Below are 22,605 nucleotides of genomic sequence, written 5' to 3'. Positions count from 1 at the left end.
CCCTTATTGTTTTAAGAATTACAGAGGCTTTATTGTTTTTAGGAATTGGGTGACAGTAAGGGCGCTTCCGCCCTTGGGTAAGGATTGTTTCGCGGCACGGGTGACTACTTATCTAAGGGCGGAAGCGCCCTTACTGTTGTTAGAGATTGCGGAAGAGTCCATACTGTTTTTAGGAATTCCAGACGAGCCCTTACTGTTGTAAGGAATTGAATTACCGATACGGCGATGCGAAGTGAATAACGCTGTTGCGGGGACCTGAAGTGGAAAAAGAAATTATGATTTTAAAGATATGATATAGATAACGAAAGCTAAACTTCGTTGAAGTTGTTAACGTCAATTATAGTTGAGTAATGACTGGCAATTGCGTCCTCGACCTCGTCGACTGAGCGGATGGTAGTAGCATAAGTAGCAGAACCGAACTATTTCGGAACCAACCCTACCTAATAAGGGCAGTTGTTTTAGATTTAATGACTGCGACATTAAAACGGGGCCTATACGGAATAACTATGCTCGTTCAAGTAGTAAGTGAACAACTATATTGGCAACCGCTTAAACTGAATTTTGTCGGACACAAAGTAGTTTTGAACCGAATTTTAGCTGTGACCGATAGAGTATAAAACGGGGCCCATTTGAGTGTAGAAATCGTAAAAATATTTATAGCCAATTACGCGGAACCAAATGAGCACGAACACGAACGTGTATGTTGAAAAGTTCTGGTCTCGATAGAACACTGGATAGCTTACGCCAGTTTACGGTGAGGGGAAAACGCTAAAATAAGTTAGCGAGGTATTATAGTCGAGCACGGAACTGGTTTAGTCGTGACCAATTTCAGTGTAACTATAACTGGGGATTATTTCGTCAAACTCAACAATGGGTGACAAAACGACTTTCAACTTTTAGTTAAAATAGTTCTTGGTTAACTCCGGCACCTTACCTACCTCCATAGTAAAGAAGTCGTTTCCGTTTACCACATTGATCGTAATTTCAGTCGTAAGACTTTTTATGAACCGCGTATTGTGAGAGGTTAGACTACTTATTAATTTATTCACATATGGTCGTATGGATTTCTGTGGTTTAATAATTGACGTGGTAACTAAATTAGTTTTTTATCCTTATATTGAAGACGTTTTTATAAACTTCTCCTCGTAGTTGTTTACTAAAGACACCTGTTATATAGTTTATGATTGGGTTATTACCGGCTTCTACTAAAGGAGCTAATGCGCGAGAGAGTACCAAAACCTCTGAATGTGAAATTTCACCTAGGGTATTGACCTTACTTTCGATATTAGCGGTAAGTGTTGTGGTTTAATCCAGGACGAAATCCACCAACGGCAAAATAACTTATAGGATCATGGATACGACGCTAAGTTCTACGTTACGCAGAACGGGCTCCTTACTCAAAGTTTCGTCGTAGTCACTTGAACGGAAATCCTCCGCCATTTAGTCAGTAATATTTTGGGTTTCCAAGCAAACTAGCGCGAGTCATGTACGTAGTTAAACCAGCTAAACAAGTACTTAATTTACCGGCGATGTAATGACGAGAGCTATCACCATGACTTAATGGTCTATACCTGTAGTAACGTCTTGTATGGGGGATACATCGGTCGAATAGATTTATACTACCGCTAGGAAGAGGGAGATGACGGGCTCCATAAGACGCTCCGTAAGTTCGGCGACAACGCAAATTTGAGCCATTTCTTTCGAATTTGCCTCAAGTACATCGGTAGGTCCCGAATCCGGTACAACCTAAAAATGAACGATCTGTAAATGTACTTAATCCTCGGTGTGATTGGCAACGCCTACAGAGTCGACGTCGTCAGCTAGCACGGCAATGGCTCAACCCGCGATTTCGTCATTCATGCCTAGTTTAAGTGTTTCATGGAACACTACAAAAACGAGGAACACGTAATCCACGCTAATAATTACTGTAGTGATAAAGAGTTGACGTTTGGTGTTAATAGCGTCCACGTCGTTTATTAGTCGATCGAGTATGGAAGGTACCTTTTTTTAACGTGCTGTTTCCTTAAAATAAACGTCATCTAATACAATAGTTACGCCCGCCTAATTAAAAACGACGGAGATTTATAGAAGTATGAGGACTTCTTTTTTAATTGGTTGTCTAACTACGCTAGATATGAGTAAATTGACTTTAGAAGCGAGACAGACAATTCCTTTTAAATGGATGATCGCTTTAACGTCTATTAAACCGTTTTCTCTTTAATAGAATTTTCTTTCTTACTATACTTTGTGAATTCAGATTGAGGACTCGAAATACTTATGTACGACCTATTTAGAAACGCACTTGTGGGAAGGGATTGGCCAGATGCGTTTCACTGTAGGTGGTACCTTGACCGTTTGTACGTTCAACGTGGCCTTGTTCGTGTTAAATACGTTAACGAAAATGCGAATTAGGCGCGTTTTTTACAAAACCTCAATCCTTGTAAATGACCAATATCACGAAACCGGTACAGGAATTACGATGGACTACTGCCATTCGACTAATGGACACTGTAGTCACGTCTTACCTGTTCGTTCCGTGTAGGAAAGACCTTTCTTCGCTTTGTTCTAGTATTTTAACTTAATGCTGAACCAGCTCGTAATCTATGTAATGTACGGAATTAGCGACTTCCAACCCTCGTTTTCAAGCTAAAATAAAAATATCTGCGGCTGTTTTGGTTAATGCATTTAATAATACTTTACCGTAATTTTGACTAAGTTGGAGTCCCTAATTAACGTTAACTATTATATAAGACCCTACCATTCCATTAGCTACTTTTACTTTTCCCGCCCGTTTGGTCTCTTTAGTCTTTTGAATTACTTAATTAATTTTTACTAGTCGCGCATAAATAATCAAACAACGGATATCGGCTACCTAATAAAAATCATGTCGGTAGAATTTCTGTATTGCATCGGACCCACTTCAAGTCGTTTTGGGTCCAAAGTTTTAAGGACCCGGAAGTCGTGAGTGGGTCCGATGTGCACAGTACAAAAGGGGAGAGAACTCCTTTCCTAAAATATTCATGGCTTATGAAAATTTCCTCATTATCTGTTACGTTTGTTTATTGTTGGGAACACCTAATCTACCAAAACGAAAGGAGCTTAAAAGTCCAGGGCTATTTTTTGCGGATGTAGTTGTTAAGTGACTATACCCAAAGGTTCGATGATGTGTGGTATTTTTAGTTCTGTAGTGAAATAAAGTTGTTCCACTCTAAGTTAAATATCAGTTACGACGTTGTTTAACGGTTCGACTTTGTGTGTCGTTCTGAGTACCTGGACCACGAACACGGTACCCTAAATTTCATTTTTTACGTTTTCGTCGAAAGCTTGTACGCGACTTTGTACCTCGTTAACGAAAACTTCTAACGCGTGTACGTGTAGTACCAAATGAACCATAGGTTCGTTAGCCGCCCTCACAATAAATAAAACAACTACTAGTTGTAGTTGGCAAGAGGCCGATAACCCTTGTGGTTAGATCATTTTTTCATCGTCCATTACCAAATCACTACTAGCTAGTAAATTGGGTATTACATAAGGCACCGTTATACCTATTTACCCGAGTCAAGATGCTTAGGTAAAAATTAAAGGTCCTTTAAGCAATAAAATTATAATTTCCCTTTTACTGGCCGAATAATTCAGCTCGCAATCCATCGGGAACACCTTTTTAATTTTAGGGAAATTTACTTAGATTTCTACTAAACAGTGTTTAACTTCTCAAAGACGTGCTTATGTTTCCGCTTCCGTAAGTTGTATAGCGTAATTGGTGACTCTTATAAATGGTATGGCACGTATGTAATTCTCTCGTTCCGCAATTTAAAGAACTACAAGGTCTATGAATAATACTTTACAACGTGCTAGCCGAGGGAACCGTAGTTCTTGGTCAGTTTCGTGAAGTTCTACTCGTTTAGGACTAACTACCACTCGTGCTAGGCTTTGTACCAGATAATGACGTTTAAAAATGACTTTTATAGAAACCAGGACATAAAAAACTTTAATAAGTTGCGTTTCCGTTAGTCCCTAAGCCACTTCCATTAAAAGTCCGCAATAAGCTCCGGTAACTTGCGCTAGTTTAGGCTGCACCATGGAACTTTCTTGATAGTCGCATTTCTTACATCGGACCTAATCCGTTTCATGGTGCAGGTAAGCACAGCAACAGTAGGGGCGCGTCCGCCCCTAGGTTAAGATTAACTTGCGATTTCGGTTAAATCTCTACCTAAGGGCGGGTGTACCCTTACTATTTCAAAATTGAATTACCCTCACCACGTTTTGCGTTGGATCCTAAAAGTTTTAAGCGTATATAAAGCGACGTAGGTCCGTGTTGCTGATTACTCCTTGAATACTTTGAACGGTCAAATTTTAGTTGTAGTAGTGCTCTACCTCTCAATACGCACCAGTTAGTTCGTAACTGAGAACGTTAAGCACAAGGGGTTTAACGTGGGTTGAATGTCATGCGAGATCTAGTAACCCTACGTCATTTTCTTTTCAATGTTTGACAGAGCGTTGTTGAATTGCTTCCGGTAAACCTTTTGTGGAAGCTAAAACTAGGCGTTGATACGTGTAGGGGGAACGGTGCACGAATAGTTACCCGACTACCGTCACGGATGCAATTGGTACAGCTTGAGCACGCGTTTCGGGCTCCACGACATAACGGTCTTTTAAAGACCTGACTAGGTAACTACATAGTTCCTCCAAGGCTAAGCAAGAACCCCGGATCTCTAGGGTAAAATCAACGACTACTCCGAAAACCGTAGCTGAAACTTCGTCTTCAACGTCAGTAATGGCTACTACAAGGGTACCCCTATTTGGTATTTTTACGTCTCGTTGTATAATTTAACAATTACGATCAGTTACTGCAAAGTAACGCATTAAATTATGGTCTACTTAACCGTTTCCCAAAACCCAAAAAGGTAAGGTTTGGAAGGTCGTCAAAAAGAGGGCATCGGTAATGGGGGCTACTTAATTCATGATTAACCCTACCTGTTGCACACGTAGACGGAAATAACTCAGTAGACTTGCCTGTTAACAAGCCAGTCGGGTTACGACCTTAACTGTACTGCAAAAGAAAAGGTCTCGACTAAGTCGTACGTCGTTTTTGGTCTCATGACCCACGACCCTGATAATAACCAAGTCCATGACAAAGATTAGAACTAGCGTCGTTTCCAAAAAGAACATAACGGCTTTTTGCATACGACCTTTAGTATCTTGTCCCAGTTCGTTTTTGCAGAAAATACGCGAAACCCCTATCTTAAGCTTAGCTTTACGAGCTGTTTGTTCCATTTTCGAACAAACCGCGGTAACTAGTTCAACAGTTTTTCCATATTCATTACTTTGAAATACTAATAAAAGCGAGGTGTCGCACAATAGCCCAAGCATAACGAGACTTGGATTTTTTATAGTGAATACTTGTTCAATTGTAAGTAAATCACTTAGTACCGCCTCTCGTCGTATCACGTCTCATGTCTCTCTATTTAGGAGTTCTCAATCAAGGAACAAATCTTTAGTTACCTGTCTAATAATCAGTTAGTGAACGATAGTAGCTAATAGACCTACTCTGAATGGGTTAGGGATTCAATAACGGAGTTTTAGGAACCCTATTTCGATGTCATGCTAGAGAACGGAATTAGCATCGTACACTATACGTGGGAGACTTATTAAATTCTCATAACTTAGTTAATTTTCTCGTCAAAGTTCGGTTACTTTGTGTTCAATATCTTACCATAGTGGTAACCGAATTTCGGCCTAAACTACGGGAACTTCGCTTCAATAGCGTATAATTTGCCTCGGTTGGGAAAACAAAACCACTACGTCAATGTAACCGGCTAGAGACAGAACAGGGAGTTCAGATATTACGTGTGGCAAAAGTAAAACGCTACCTATTGATAGGAGAATAGTTACTTTAGTTACGAGTAACAAACTGGGACCTTGGTAAATCTTTTCGTCGAGGACTTGAAGTTATCAAGTTTGAATCGGGGAGCAAATTACCACATTGGCAAACACCGAAGTATTTGTCAGACACTACAACAGGTCGTGCCAATGGAATTGCAATTGTTCCCTTCTATTTAGCCTTACATAATAAAGTACTATCTGGTCTATGTATGAGAAGACAATCCAGAACTCAAACGAGAAGTAGTAACGGACTTAATTTCTTAGCGTCACAACTTATCGATAAGCCGAAAGGTTAAAGACAATTGCGAACTCGCTTATTAAGTAGTAGGTAAGAAGCGCAATTTACAAGAAGAACCAGATCTGTTTGTCGGTTATTCATTAGCGACAGAGCAACAAAAACTAGATTAAATAATTAATGAACGCCTAATATAAGAACGCGTTCACGAACCATCCAGTTAACGAGACGAAATAGGAATTTACTTTTTATTAATACGAATCTCTTTTTTATAATGAATAAGAATTTTGGTCCGAAATGAATTAAGATGTCAGTGTTGTGGCAGCCCACAAAAAAGCTCGTATGAGGTATGGCAAAATGTAGCGACATTTACCGGTTGGTCCATTAAAAACAACGACGTAAATATTGCGTGACCGTAAACTAGTATGTAGAACAGACTGAATTAGCGTACTGTGACGAGTGGTAACCAATTAAGCTAAGGGGTTCCTATTCACGCTCTGTATAGGTTACAAAATAAAACAAGTAATAAGTTTCCAAGAAATTGGAATTAGTCGTGCGACAGAGGTTAGGTCCCTCTTGCTCCTGTATTTCGAAGTCAGGATAAACCTGGTCGAAAATGTTTCGTTCCTAGTATGCAAAATGGTGGTCGTTATGTTGCGGTTCGTAGAAGCGCTTACTAATTAACTCTAACTCTTATTGTAAGCGGTTTTCTAAACGAAGAGTGAACGCCCTGATGGACGAGACTACGTAGTGGTATCCCAGACATATTAAAATTATGGCATAGTAAACGACGTCGACGTTTCCTTGTGTTTTTGTTACTCTACGTCTTATGAAAATCGTTGTATTACCAAGGAGTTATTAATATAACTTTGTGCAAGTATAAAAGAACTAGATATTCAATTTCAAAAAACGATATCCTTATCGCGTGACTTTACTCTTTTAGTTACGCAAAATTGTGGTTCTATCATCTTTACGCGTATTGGGGTCACATAGTAGAGTAAAAATCAATGTCCATAGATATGAAGTGCCCCAATGTTAGCGCTAAAAACCGTATAGGTTCGAGCGATTGGGACTGATTAAGAAGTTATTTTTTACGAACTACATTGCAATATTGATGCGAAATAGAGTTAGACGTATGCGTCTGACTATCTTAAATTTTTCATGGAATACCGGTACGTTTCATATGTGTCTCACTCCTCATTTTTTACTGGGTTCAAAAATGGTATTTTGTTACAGACCTACCACTTTAGTCGTAACTACTTGTGCAATGGCAATCTCCAACCCATTTCTGGGCTGCACTAAGGTTTTGTCCGAACAGAAAATAATCGGATGTACTACCAAGGACAAAACGAGGTTAAGTTTAGCATCGATGGCTACCAAATCTGTTAATAGTACTTCTTCAGTGATTTGAATTACGGCCGACAAGAAACTAACGGAGTCCTTTTAACCAACGGAGTGTTCCTTTTCCGGTTCGGAAACTTTAAGTTCGACTGATATAATTCCAGCACCCAACCCATCTTTTAGGTCTATCAATAGGATAAGTCCGTTTTGCGGTATGTGACCTTAAAGATGCGCTCCATCGAGTAGATGCGGGTGCATGTTTATGCTAATCGCGGCAATGTGCTTAGGCAGTAACAAATAGTGTTCGGTAGGTAGCAAAAAAGGTGCTTGTTCCAAAGAAAACCTATGTATGGGGATAATAGTGGAGATCACTAACACTCCCTCGCCCACTTTACAAAGCACATAGCTGAAATCTAGAAAATTTACACGGATTTTTACTTAAGCCAGTTTAACTGAAATCGTTCCTAAAGAAACCATTTCTCTGAAAAGAATGACAAAGTCCCGTTGATTTGGACCTTCGAATAACATACCGATACAGTTTTCATATGTGAAAACCCGGTTGAAAGGCACGACTTTTGAGTTTATGGTCGGCAGTGGAGCGACTTAAGACCTACTAACTTGGACTTTAGCGAAAACGATGAAACGTTCTATAAACATTAAATTCAGTTTCATACAACGCGATAAATACGTTTCGTCAGGACCTGCTTGCAAGACTACTATACCTCAAAAAGTTAGTTAAACAACGAGGTCCAACATAACTTGCGAACCTTGTATAACGACTAAGTCTAAAACTTCAGTACTGGATATGGCTACGGTAATTTTAAAACCTTGTTACGCCAGTTGTTAAACTTAAAGGTCAGTCGACCCCAAACCTAAACGTCAGTCTCGTACTTGCGATAGACCGTCTTTAAGTAACATTTTTTGGTCAGTAGGACTGATTAATAGGCGTTCTTTAATTTCCAAAAATGTACGCGGAGTTACTACTACTTTTTTGGCAGCGTCGATACCTACAAAATCGGGGACCTTAGCCACTCTAGTAGCCACCGTCAGTTGCGCTTCTCGCAGAGCTATAAGAGCTATCTGCATAACTTCTTACGTTGGATTCGTTTCTCTCAATAGTTACCATATCTCTAGATGCGGCTATGCCATGGCAAGGTGTACGTCCTAAACCAAATCCAAAACTCGCAAACCATTCAATACAGTGGCCAAATCGGTTGCATGCACTACAGTAGGGCAAGGGAGCGTGGGGTCCTGTACGCTTAATAATTCTCTTCATTTAATACATCGGACTTACGTTATTTTGTCTTGGGCTCCTACTGACGATTTTTGGAGCCAATGCCGAACGTGGAAGTGGGTCCGATGTAAAGTCAATAAATAACCGCAAACTAAACTAACATCGAACTCAAGTCGTTTCGTTTTGGGTCCAAACAGTAGTAGCTTAGGGGTTTAATAAGAAGCGAAGTGAGTGCTAAAAAACTCTTGATAACCGAAAGTTATGTGATACCAAATTCCTGTTTGTCTGAGGTGGAGTTTGGGTAGGAGCAGGCGTTAAACGTATAGTACTTGTTATTTGCCGCTTTGGACCCGAAAACTTGAAAATATAAACGAATCCCCTCTATTTTTAACTATCCTTAAATTACCCTGAGGTCATAGTTAGTCGAGTATAAACAACCGCAGAAAAGAGTGAGGCAGTTCTTTCAAGAACGGACTCCAAGACGGGACCCGTCACAACACTTAATCTAGATGTCTAAATGCCAGTAAAGGACGACAAAAAAATTTGTAGGACCAATTGAGGAGACAAATAACTATTAGGAATAGACTTTGTCATTATCGGATCCTTGCATAGATATAGTAAATGTGGAGACTGTTGTACGGAAGAGGGTCATGATTTTGAGATAGGTAAACAGAACGATTAACGACTAGTACTCAATGCTATTGGTTTCGCCACAAGTAAAAAGATAAGTTGAGGTCGTAATTTAGTTTATGAAAGCAACGTCAACAGACTAGGTCTAAAGGACATCCGAGTAGTCGGTTCTGCGTTATCCCAACCACGTGATTTCGAGCTCGATAACGTTGAGCAACGGCGAGAGGAGGCCTTTCGACACGTCCGAATACACAAAAGGAAAGAAAGTCCGGTTGTAGTAGGTCGTAAAATGAGCGAAGCCGGAGACGTAGGAAGTGACTTTGTAAACGATCGTTATCGCCGTACCTTTGTAAAAGTTCGCGCCATTTAAGACCATTGTTTACTACTTTGACCATCTATTTAGGGTTTGGAACCAATGCATTAAATGTTGCAACAAAAAGTAAATAGGAAACGGTTAAACACAGGAAATAGTTATGTAGAGGCGAACACCCAAATAGATTCGGTGGGTTATTTACGTTATTTCACGAAAAGGGTCTTGGACTTCCTGGATATTAACGGTTCGCGAGTGGAAACGGATACCTATCTAGTTAGGGAGAATTATGCACGTGAAATCTTCATGGCAGTGATATACTGAATGTATTAAATAATCGTGAATTTTAATGTAGTGAGTATTACGTTTCGGAGGCGTTAGTGTCAAAAACTCCGGGCGGTCCGTCCTATTTAACAACGTTTTTTCGAGTAATTATTACGGTATTGTGTTTGAAAGGTATCTAGCGATTTATCTTAGAATCTCCCGTTTATTAGGTGTTTTATTTATGACCTTCTGTTCTGAAATTTTACTTTGGTCCAGACTTCTACTAAGTGTTAACACCAGCGTAACAAACGATTATCATTAGGCGGTTAGTTTGGTTTTTCACACGGCTGTTAAGGATGGTAGTAGGGAACTTGTTATTTACAGGTATTATACCATCTTCCTCAACGTGGTTATCAAGAATCTTAACGCTAGAGTCGAACGAACAGTAATTGTTGGTAGTGGTCTCTCCTTTGGTCTAATTTACGTCGATGACGCTATTAGTCATTATTTTAGTCTTTGTAGTAGCAAAAAAGGTAAAATTGACGAACCTTTTTACGTGGTATAACGACTCAGGTTAATGGATGGACTATAAGAAGTGGATTATTCACTCTATTAGCTCTTCAGTTAAGCCCACGAACTATTTGCAATAGATAAAAGTAAAACTATGGCCAATGTAGTAGTGGGTAAACGTTATTGAAAACCCGTAGGGGGTATAACTACTTACGGTTAAACCATAGTTTTAATTTGGGCGAAGGGCGTCTTTTTTGGGGTTGATGTCACTTAGCAAATTTTGCTCCTTAGTAAGGCCGTCCTCAGTGACAGCGAACGCCTTAGTACTGCCACTGGAATAGAGGTTAGTAGCAAGGGTACGACAGACGTTCGGGAGAGGGGTTCTACTACGGTTTTAGAAAATTTAATGAATCTGAGGGTCGTTCATTGAACAGAACATTCACTGAGTAAAAAAGAAGAAAAAGTCCGTTGTGTGGACAATTTTGTTATCCTATTTGGACAGGAAGTACTTGGTAATCGGGAACGGGTGGTTGTATTCCACGTTCGCGAAATTAAAGCCTTTAGCAAACTTAAAAAAATCGATGAAGTCCGGTTAGTGACTCAGCAAGTAACCCAGGTCTTTGACATTAAAGTCCTCGGTAGGGCTTTTTAGCCAATACATAAACGACCAGTTTGGGTAAGTAATGGCTATTCTGGCATTATTCTTGGTAGTGTGGTTACGGTTATGGATCGTAGCTTGACTCGCTTTATTTTCTCTGTTTTACTAAGAAGAAAGACCTTGCGCATATCGCATTGGGGTATTTTTCCCGATTACCAAATATGTACAAACGAAAATAAAAACCAATTTCAGAATAACATCTCTTTTTTAGTAGGTTCGCTATATGGAATATACCTCAAGACGATAAATAATAAAGAAGTAGTCAATTGGGTGTATCAATAGGTGTCTTAAACACCTATAAATTAGCTATAACGCCTTTTTTTTACTAAAACACCCCATTAATAATACGTACGAAGTAGAACAGATATTTACATATTTGCTCGAAAAAGTTTTGTGGTATGATCACTATCTGTCCAAACAAAAAATAGTTAAACGCGAAGTGATTGGGGGTTTTATTTACCTGTATTTTAACTGCGTTTACTAATATTATACATGCTAAGAGGAAATTATAATAGTCCTGCGATTCTGATTACAGCTATGTAGTAGTGATATCGCGGGGTCTTGTTAGCAAAACCCATTTCTTTTACCTAAATCGGACTCGTCGTTGGGAGGGCGTTTGGGGTGAGAAAACTCGCGCAATAAACATACTTTTTTTACTGATCCTATTATCTTTGTAGCCAATACGTTCTTTAGAGTATAATTGCCTTCCTTATAATACCGGAGGAGCCTTTCCTTGCATGCTTTTTAGTAGAAATTGCTATTTTAGCAGCGGAAATAGTTGTTTGGGCTACACGTAAAACTACTTCAACTACGGGACAATCCACTTCTTGAATCGAATTGAGGTGGACCTTCTCGAGAACTTGTCGAGTGGCTAAAGGAAGTGGAACAAAGTAAGTAATTTTGTTTTGCGAAAAGATTAGGCAAAACCCGAGATGCGCACAAACGCCTATAGTTATGGTTAGACCTTCGTGCCTTTCGAAACCATTTTCGTTACTCCAATCGAGGACTTGTTATACTATTTTAAATACTAGAATAGACAATAAATCGCGTTTTTTTGTCCGAACAAGCGATATGACTTGATTCGGTGCAATGAGGCCAAGCAAAGAGATACCTATCTCCTTTAAGTCTAAGATATATATACCTTCTTGTGTCACTTACCATAAACTAAAAACTGCACAAACCCGAAACATTTTCAGAAGGAGTAGTTAATTAAGGTAATGATCGTCTTAATAATTATCTCCGGTTAGAAAGTCACCTCCTAGAAAATCGGGAACTAAGTAAAAAATTTAAGTAACTGTTTGTGCCAAATAATGTTTTTCTTTATTATCCTGGATACAACGGGGTTGATTCTATATTTTTGTCGTATCTTTTTGAAGTTAGGGAGGACTAGATAAACGCCCTATTACTAAACGATTTCGGATTATAAAATCTTGTGTGCAACGGGAACAATGTAGTAAATTTACGTGAATTTTTAAAAAAACGATAGATGGAGTGGCTTGACGTTAGGTATCTAAGTAGAGTTCTTTATAATTTTTTAGAGTTAGATATAACGGTTGAAAGACACGTATTGGGTATGTCAATACTACTACTTCATAGTTGTTTATGGGGGAATGTAGTCCGGTAATAACTTGCATTAGGCAGATTTAACGTCGTGCGTAACTCAAACCGTTTAGGTTTTAAAGAAAATTGATGGAGAATACTTTTATGTCGCGATCATAATCGTACATTTGACCGTCTATTTCTTCGCCGTTCCGTATAAAACTTTTTTTACGCGCTTAATCTAACGTGACACTTAGTACGACTAAGCGTCCCTTACTGACGTGAAGTAACCCGTTCTAAAATGGTAAAATTGCTAAATTCATACCTTGAATAACGGCGCCCACGGGTTCTTCTTAATTTTCGGCGGTTACCTTTTTTTTCACGAATAAAACGGTTTGTAGTTAAATGAGACTTACTAAAATTTTATCTCCCGGCACTTTAATAGCTTCGAAAAAAGTTTAATTGCTTATCACAAAACTGACTATAGTGGAAAGTACGTCTATTTTAACGGAATTTAGATTTGGAGTGTTGAGGTCTCCTTAACTACAGAAATATAGTAGCACTACTTCCTCGCGTCTAAGCGAGTAGGTTGGCAAAGATGAATAAAAAATTCCGTAAGGCAGGAGCTAATTAACTTACCAATCTTTTCGTTTCTCTTGACCTAAATGTCAGGCTCGTACGTTGTCAACGTGCTTCTAGTTGACAACCAATTTATTCTTCAATATTTGGGCCCTGTGTTCTTACCTATGAGCCATCACAATAAAATTACTTGATGGTCAATAGGATATATGGATTATACATTTGGACGATAGTCCATTCCAGCAAACATACTTAGGATCGAGAACCATAATAGGAAGCGAGTAACGGAACACAGACATACCACGGACCCCTATAACCCCATGTTCTCGTAGGTCAAAATAATTAGGAGATAGGTAGTGAAAAATAAGTTCATATCCGCATAATTAAAGACCGTAGTAGCGAAACCATAATGAACTAAAATTTAACCTAGAAACAGGATTTCCTTCATGTATGCCTAATAACTTGCCAAATCGTTCGCCGTAACGGACGTAAAAAAAGTAAAACCGCGATGCGTTACCTGGATGTTACGGCCACCATGAACAGTGGAGCTACATAGGTTACTAGTGCAACGACGAGTCGCAACACAAAGAGTTTGTTCCCGATTGTAATTTTGTGCCTAACCCATACCAGAAACGCTAAGAACGCAATTAGAACAAACGAAGTCTTACTAACCACCAACCACTAACCACGGGTCCCGGCCTTAGCTTGGCCGTACCTCAACGGAGGCTCCCTAAAATTCAGGGAACGCAGATGGACAAAGCGGTGGACCCGTTAAATAAATACCTCCGACTCCGGCCTTAGCTTGGCCGCATGTGCCGAAACGTCCGGCGACGTACTGGTGAGACGGTGTGTCGGAGTAAACTATGAAGATTATGAAGAAGAAATTCGAGATTTTTTTTTCGCTGAAAACAACAGCGAAATTAAACCTCGCCCTTTGCTCTGAGCTTGAGCGCTGGGGTTGGAACCGTTCCAACACGAGATGGTTGACTCGATAAGGGCGCAGAGATGCCCCACACTAAGATGGCTTTAAATTCTGCGACAGTTATTATTTAAATTAAAAAAAAGCAATTAAGACCGGTACGTTAACGGTCCATTTATTAGTAGCTGGTTTAGCAATTTTAACGCCGGTGTATTTCGTCCTGTTTTGGGTTTTAAGGTGGGGTACACAGATTGCTTAATTTACGATTATTATTTTTGTTTCGCTAGTAAACGTCTTTTCAAAATTAAAAAGGATGTATTGGCTGACATTGTGAACGTGCAGACGGTTGAAGTCGGTAGGTGAGGGCATTACGACTTTATTGTTAAAGTGCCGGTTGTTAGTGTTAGCGGCCCTATCATTACATTAATTAGAGAAATCGAGGCTGGTTCTCGTTATTCGACGATCTTTGGTCATTAAACAGACGCTGTCCTAGTTCTTTTCGTGGTTTACCTCTGTAGTAGAACTCGAATGCACGGTTTTTTGGTAGGTTGGTTAGTCATTTCGAACGACGCCGTTTTTACGAACGACGGTTGTATACACGTTTACTTTTGCCATTTATTTTATGTTATTGTTTATGACCTTAGTTTTGCTACGCGTCGTTTCAATTATTTAAACCATTTGACCAATTACATGAGTTGCGAACTATGAGGGAAATGTATTATGCTTTATTTCGTTGGGGGTAGGATACTCATCAAGTTTTTATTTTAGGTCGGACTTGTTTGAACTCGAGCCCTTAGCGCCGAGTAATTAGATTAAGGAGCGGGTCCGATGTCTATTGATACAGACACCAAATGATGAGAAGCTATTTAAATTTTTTAGACGATAAACAAGTATTAGTAGTTTATGCTGATGACGGGGTCGTCGAAATTCACGTCTAAGAAGAACGACCACTATTTGCAGATAAGGATGTCGTCATTGAACTCGTGGAAAACGGTAAAGGTATAGCCATTCGCTTAGCGGATAGTAATTACAGCATCGACGACAAGGTGGCACGAGAAGTTATTAAAGAAGGTTGTAAACACCTGTTCCAAATCGTCCTTGGACAGGACGTCTCGCTCAATAAAATTTATATAATAGTTCTGGGCATCAGACGTTTCGCGCATTGTTCCTAACGACAGGAAATAACCAACGTTAGCGCTCCCAATAAAAGCGGAGTACGTAAACTACCTAGTCAAGTGCGTGGGGTCCGTAGTTTGTGTGTAGTCAACTTGCTCTTACGTATCGATTAACATGACGGACATTATTAACAACCACAACACAACAGCAGTTTACGCCTATACAAAAGGAGTTTCGAACATGATTTGGGTTGAGTTGTATAAAAGAACGGACCATTCCTAGTTTTAACGGTTTAGGGTTGTTTAAACGAAGACATCGTTGATATACATTTTGCTAAGGATGTCATAGGCGTTATCATGGAAGGGTCAGTTTATGGTGATTTAGTATACCTAACGAGTAACGAGTGATGCGAGGAGCGTGCATTAACAAAATCACGCCATCTTTTTACCAATAGACGTAGTCGAACTTTGTTTACGAAACACGGTAAGTTAAGTTTAACTTACCGAGCGCGTACATTTTTTTCTGCTACTACGACTAATAGATAGGGAAGATAAAGAGGACGTTCACGAGGTATAAAAAATAGCGGTTGATATTGTACGGGGTTTACCCGCGATACATGTGCCTAAACCACACATGCGGGTCAAAATCCTCAGCGGAGTTGGGTTGTCCGGACGACTATCAAAAGTTCTTCGAATTTAGGACAAAGGCTTCGAAAAGGAAGAAGAAATTGGCTCTGTTATGCGAGTGGACTAAAATTTCATAAAAAAAGATCACGCCGTGCTTGTCAGTGAACAAAAAATGGAAGGGTCGCTACTCAGTCATTGCGGGTTATTCAGAAAACATGAAGTGCACTGAGTTCGTTACGTACGTAGCGAGAGTTTCATGAAGAAAAGAACCGATTGTTTTCTGTTGGGCTTCAAAGGAATAGTTCTGCTACTTAGTTAAGATTTATCCGATTTAGAACAGAACAAAAAGAGTTGCGAAGCTACTGTGGCTCTGAGTTTGGTGAAGGCGGTACTTGTCGTTATGGACGTCCGAATAATTAATGGTTTTTTGTCCTTAGAAGTTTTTATTACGTAAGTAAATCGGCAAAACGGTTACGTAGTGGATGTTTGTGGAGAAAACTAAGACTGTCCGCTTAACCCCCTTATGCATGTGACAGCGGTCGTACGTTGGAACTTAACCGAACACGAGAAAAAAATAATTGAGCTTGGAGTGGTGGTGCCTATTAAGATATTTATACCGAAAACCCTTGTGGAAAGTTTTATGCTTAGTTTATTAATAGGTCTGCAACGGGAAGAAGAAGTAATGACTAAAGAAATATTGAATGAAGTGAGTAACAGTTATTTGGACAAACGACCCGCACTAAAAAAACCATACTAGCGGTCATCGCACCTTTTTAAAGGTACGTTGGCTTAATATTGCGTAAATTTATTTTTTTCGCACTGATAAATGAAATTTCATATACGACTAGCAATTCCACTAACCCAAAATTGGGCGGGATTTACTCACTAATGAACAATTTAATATCAATGTACTCTTTATCGCGAAGGTAAATTCGTCTATATTCCTTCGTTGGGTTACGGTCTCTATTTAACTCGTATAAAAACTGTCTTTGGATGCGTACGGTCTGTACGAAATATGGCTAATGTTTAATAAAGTCCCGAAAGCGTGCGGAAACCGAAGTATAAAGATGGGCAAACTAAACATTGGTCATATAAAGTCTCGTACGTGGAAAGTAATCTGGAGAAAGCTTTGAGCGACGTTCTTTTGTTTACGAGCCCTTTCGCTTCGTTTCTTTACCTCACATGAGACGTCATGTACTTCTAAGCTCGTGGCATGGCCGCTGCGTCAGTAGAAGACGTCATCGCAAAGTTTTCTCCAGACAACTCGTCCCTTTGACGCATTTCAGACAAATGTTCCGGTACCCAAGCGAATTTCTAGTGTAGCGAATAACAAGTTAAGGTCCACGATGACTGGATAATCGAAGAACGCCACTTTGCGGGCCCAAAAGTTTATACCGTTGTGTCGTATGTCTACATACGTAGCTTCGTGTCTTTTAGGTCTGTAGTCAGTTTTCGCATCTTTACAGTCATATAGGTTAACTTGGAGATTCCATAAAACTCGGAATATGATAGAGTTGAATTTACTGCCGCGGGATTAATACCCCATAATCTACCTTTTTTACAATTAGTTACGCTACGTTTGACTCCTTCAAGCACAACGTGAACAATTTCTGGCAATAAATAAACTGGACCTGTAACTCACAGGACCACTTCACTTCTTTTTCCCCTTATAAATATTTCGTTGGCAATGGTCTGCCCTCGGTTCGGAGCTACGGCAAAAACATCTTATGCCGAGATTTGCGGTTCCAAAGAACGGTGAATTTCTTTAACGTGGACTTATAAATTCATTTTTAGGACTTCTTAAACCACTACTTTTCGGTGGTTAGTGAAGCAATTAAGCACTTCCAGTCCTCAATAATCAAGTTCATCTGTTTCTTCTCGCACCGTCATTTCCACGACGTGAGTGATGGATATAATGGAACCGGCCAACGATGGAACAAGACTACGGTTTGTTGGGAGCGAGACCACCATAGAGGTCTGCATAGCTCCCTCTTCTCGCGCTACTTAATGCACTTTGTGAGTTGCGTGACTGCGATGGGCTTCTATACCCTGAATAGTAGGCGTGTCGGCCTCAACCGTTTTCGGTCCTTCTCAATGTTCTACTGGACCTATACGACACATTAGTTACCGTTAGTTAGTTTGTCCGAATATTATGTCTTGAACGAGGAACGAACTAAGTGGTTCTTCCACTACAGTAATAAGCAAGGTAAGCGCTATTGAATGCATTCAGTTAGTCGCTTTAGTAGTAACTACTAGTCTAAAGGATGTAATTTCGGTTCGTTATATAACTCGCGCATTTTGGGCTTAAAAATGGATTAAACTTCGAAATGTTGTCGTCATAGGGAAACAAATTGAAGATAGTTTAACTTTCGGTTTATCTTTGACGTATAGTTGCGGTTCAATACAACGGCAGACCTCCACGAAACCACTAACTGGCTTGGCTTCGAGACCAAAGTTAACTACATTTGAGTCGGTTTCGTTGACCACCTCGTCTATAGCTTCGTTGTCGGAAGTTGTGTTTATAACTTCGTCGACTGCTTTAACGTGCGGTTAACGCAGATGCACTAAACCCACCAGACCAGCAATAGCTAAAATAGCTATACTCAAGGTCATTTTTAGTTGCACTACACCTTTTAGCGAATTTTCTTCGCAATGTCCGTCTATCTCGTGCCTAAGTCCAACCCGCATAGAGAGCTAAACCAGAAAATCTTTACAGCGCAGTTGCGGATTCTAATAGTAACCCACTTTCGCGAGTTCTTCAAACGGGTGCAACACTTCCTGCTCCATGACAAGCATTGTAAGTCAGAGTACCAGAGAGATATTGTGCAGAATAGCTTCTTCTTCGTAATTTCCTCTTCTGGCGACTCTAGGTTCATGTCGAAGGACGTCTTTACCGTTGGAAGTAGTAGTTACTCTTCGCATTAAAGTAATTTCTGTAACTTTTTTCTGTGCCGCAAAGTCATTATTAATAGCGGTTAGGAATATACGTGAATGGTGTTATATGCTAATGAGCGGAGTTTCTCCTATTACACCCATTCAGATTTTTTGGGTCAATGAGAAATTAGGTCGTTGGACTTAATGTGGAACGACCGTCACTCCGTCTTTGAAGAAATGCACTACTTGGCCGTCAGTTCGGTAAATGCCTTGTAGTTGGGCATTTTTCGCGAGTTTGATCAAAGTAATTTGCAAATACCAGCTCGAATAAACCACCCGTATGTCTGAGAAGTCGAAGTTAGGGCGTCTAAGTTCGATTTTTTTACGGTTCGGCATTAGTTGGTGTTCGTTTTAGTAGATTTCCTTGACCACTAGCTTCTAGTGTTTTGGCTGCTGCAGCCGGATCACCATTAGTTGTCGTTGCTCGGTTATGTCCGTCGTCAAGAGGAAGTTTGGTCTTAGCATCTTTTTGTCCAGTCGTCGTTGTTCCTTTACAATTTCGCTGACGACGGTTTCCTCTTTCGTTATTTTTTTCTCTTGGTCGTTATTTTCTTATTTCACCTATTGTACATTGGACTCACTTCCGTTTTACGGAAGTGGGTCCTTTAGAAACGTGGTGGCCCAAAGTGAAGTGCGTGGTTGTTCCGTTGTTAAACTTGGTAACCGACTTACAAATGAGGAGCATAATTTTGTAGGTAGTGGGGTTATTTGCAAGAAGCGAAAGATAGAGGAGTGGGAGATTTAAACCTAAATTAACTATTAGGTTCATTTTTTAAATTAGTGTACTATTTTTTTAATCTTACATTAACCGAATATATAAACAATTTTAGGCGATAGAAAAAATATAAATAAATTTTAATACAGGAATATGGTTTAATAACGCTTGGTTAATTCGGTTCGGCCGAACGTAATACTTCTTGTCGTCGATCTTGTTTACCTATAATAACTTATGTACCACGAGCTCCGTCGTCCACATGATGTAGGCGATGTTCCATACAGAGACTTTACACAAAAAGCAGGTCCGCTATTTCCATGAGAAATACAAAGTCTACCATTTTTCGTGAGTAGTGACCTCAAGCCGGAACAAGGATTAAACGTTCTTGGAAGTTAATCACTCCTCTTTTTTTTTGTCAAGTAGGTTTAGCAATTACCTTAACATGTATTTCAAGGTTTTTCATGAACATAACTACGTGGAGCAGTAGCTGTACCATGTGGATCATGTAAGACACTCAAATAATAAGGTCTACTTTTGTAACTTGTCCGTTAGTTTAGCAGAAGAGACAAACACCGTTGTCCACTAAATAGTCTTGAACTAAATCTCAGTGATGAAGAGGACTTTTCTTTTGAAAAAGAAATACATTAAATACTATTCTTTGAGAGTCTTGACCATAACGTGAATGAGCTATTTCAACTATTGGTAAATAGTTTCGTAAAACTGGTTCGAAGCCAAGTTCTCCGGAACGGATTTCATCCTTTCTTTAAGCGTCGGTACAACCGCTAATGTGCGCTTCTTGTATTTAAAATAGTCAATGATTTACTCGAGTCACTATTTAATATACTCGACTGAGCATTTCGTTGCTTTTGGATACTCAGACCGCGCGGGTTACTAGGTGGATAACAATTATTGTTAAAACTAGGTTTAATAAGTTCGCATCGAGATTGACGTGTTGATAATTTGAGGTTAGACCAGCTACGCCCACGAGTTAAAAAGTTATTAGGATACAGTTTTTTGTCAAAACTTCGCAAATTTTCGTGCACGCTGTGTAGTTATTTTTCGCGTTTTCCACTCAAACCGTTTAAAGCACCAACCCGTTTCACCATATTACTTAACTTAGGTTATAACTTTAGTTAGTAACAAACATAGTTCCGTTATCCACCTTAATAACGCCCAGAATGATAATAAGGGCCTCACAACTGGCTTTAAATGAGATTTGTTCCAATAGATCCTTGCAAAAAATTATGCTTTTGGCTGAGGGAGTCTTTTAATCTTTGGAAACTTCTTTTGGAAAAAAGATTTCCGCCATAAAAACTACCTAATCTATTTCTTTAAGGGGTAAACCCTTATTGTTAGATCTAACACGAACACGACCGGTACATTCCGGTCGTTAATAAAAATTCTAAGAAATACTCGTGACATCGAAACAACTACTCAACGTAAGCGAATAAGGTATAGCAGTCGATATACTTGCGGCGGACTAAACTAATCTAACCGCATCAGTCAGTTCATCCGGGTAGTCAGTCGTTTAAATTTCATCCACTAGTACACCCTCAACCAACGAAACAACTAAGCACAGCCGCTACGCTTTCGACAGTACTTCCTAACCTCGTCAAAACGCTTCTTCCTTACTGAAATTGGATATTGTTAATACTCGGGTTATCGTTGTTGAATCGAGTTCCCCCGATGAGTTGGTTTTAGCAACAACTACTTTTAATACAAAATTCTTAATTCCTTTGAGTTCTTTACGAGCTAAAGACACCGTTTGTATTGTAGCATAGACTATAGCTTAATTAAGGATAGGTTGTTCACTTACTGCGTATACTTGCTCAGGACTTTTCGCTACAGGCAATAGCAAAACAATAACTATAACGGAGAGATAGTATTTTAAGGATAAGTATTACTTAGTTATCAACGACACGTTGGCCATTGAAAAATTTGGCCAACGTTGTATCTCCGTTATTCTGTCCTGAATGCTTTTTAGAGTTCCAGCTCCGTTTTTTACAAAAATTACTCCCTCAAATCTATCTGATTTACTGGCTTAATTTTTGTAAAAAATTGTTTCTCTAACCCCAACAAGCATTCAGGACATTCTCATAAATAGTGTTTAATTCCATGACGTCATTCTCTACGTCAAGGTTTATACCGGTTTTAATTTTTCCAGTCCTTCTATTACTATTTATTTTTCTTTTCGTGAAATCGCTATGAACGTCGGCATCTGCGTTATGGTGCTTTTGGTTTATTAGGGCGTTGCTACCGCTATTGGTTTTTATGGTCGCGGGTGAAATTGTATCACTAGAGGAATAGTCCTATTCTATCAAGAATGGAAGACTAATATCGACTTTTTATTCCCGTATGCCTACAATATAAGACCCGCTGGACCGTGAGTTACGCCTACGAAGCAACTCATATGTAGTGGTCACAAAACGCGTCTAGAAGACCTAGGGCGCCTGTTTCGATGCTCTGCAGCTTATCTCTACCTGAAAAAAAAGTAGCTACATATCTTCTAAGCCCCTTTAGCGGGGCTTCCTTCTCTCTCGAGGGTTCAATGTTTGTCCTCAATGCTTTTTGGGGTTCCAGCTCCGTTTTTTTACAAAAATTACTCCCTCACATCTATCTGATTTACTGGCTCAATTTTTGTAAAAATTGCTTCTCTATCCCCAAAAAGCATTCAGGACTACTTTAATATTCGGCCACCGCTATCCTAACTGGGGTTACAACCCCAAATATGGTGTTAGTAGCTCCTAAAATTCATTTAATAACGGAGAAGATCACTCAGCGAACTACGTTATAAGAAGGTCTATTGAAAAGTTTTATATAAGTATTAGGCCGTCCCAATTTTAAAATTCATAAAAAAGGCGGTAAAGATTTACAGCGAACAAAAGTATTAATTTACGAACTTTATTTTGTGGAGGGTCGTAACGGCGTTATGAGCGGAATGCGTGGCCTAACCGGTTTATTTTTGCGACCTACGTAAGTAGATAGCGGGCAAGGAATAGGGTCCTCTGGGTAAGTAGTATTTTTCGGTATCGTCCTAGACTTAAGTTTTTCGATAAAAAAAGGTTAGGAACTTATCGCATTCGTTGACGGTGTTACCGAACATATAACCGGG

2 protein-coding genes and 1 pseudogene are annotated in these 22,605 nt (G+C 39.5%); 2 read left to right on the top strand and 1 reads right to left on the bottom strand.

All coding sequences use genetic code 11. The features are described from left to right. The coding region (locus DGG96_RS21080) for a hypothetical protein (protein ID WP_205872625.1) at positions 1-202 on the top strand (202 nt) is incomplete at its 5' end. A gap of 7,479 nt (positions 203-7,681) precedes the next feature. Here the strand turns inward: DGG96_RS21080 and DGG96_RS20925 are convergent. Further along, positions 7,682-7,831, bottom strand: coding sequence for a hypothetical protein (locus DGG96_RS20925; protein ID WP_165831633.1), 150 nt, complete (start codon positions 7,829-7,831; stop codon positions 7,682-7,684). A gap of 2,187 nt (positions 7,832-10,018) precedes the next feature. Between DGG96_RS20925 and DGG96_RS21445 the strand changes: the two are divergent. Continuing rightward, positions 10,019-10,219 (top strand): annotated as a pseudogene (locus DGG96_RS21445) (hypothetical protein); the annotation flags it as partial. Between the last annotated feature and the right edge of the window lie 12,386 nt (positions 10,220-22,605).

Source organism: Legionella qingyii, assembly GCF_003184185.1.
Note: the sequence above shows the minus strand (reverse complement) of the source record. Positions and strands in the feature narration are given on the sequence as shown.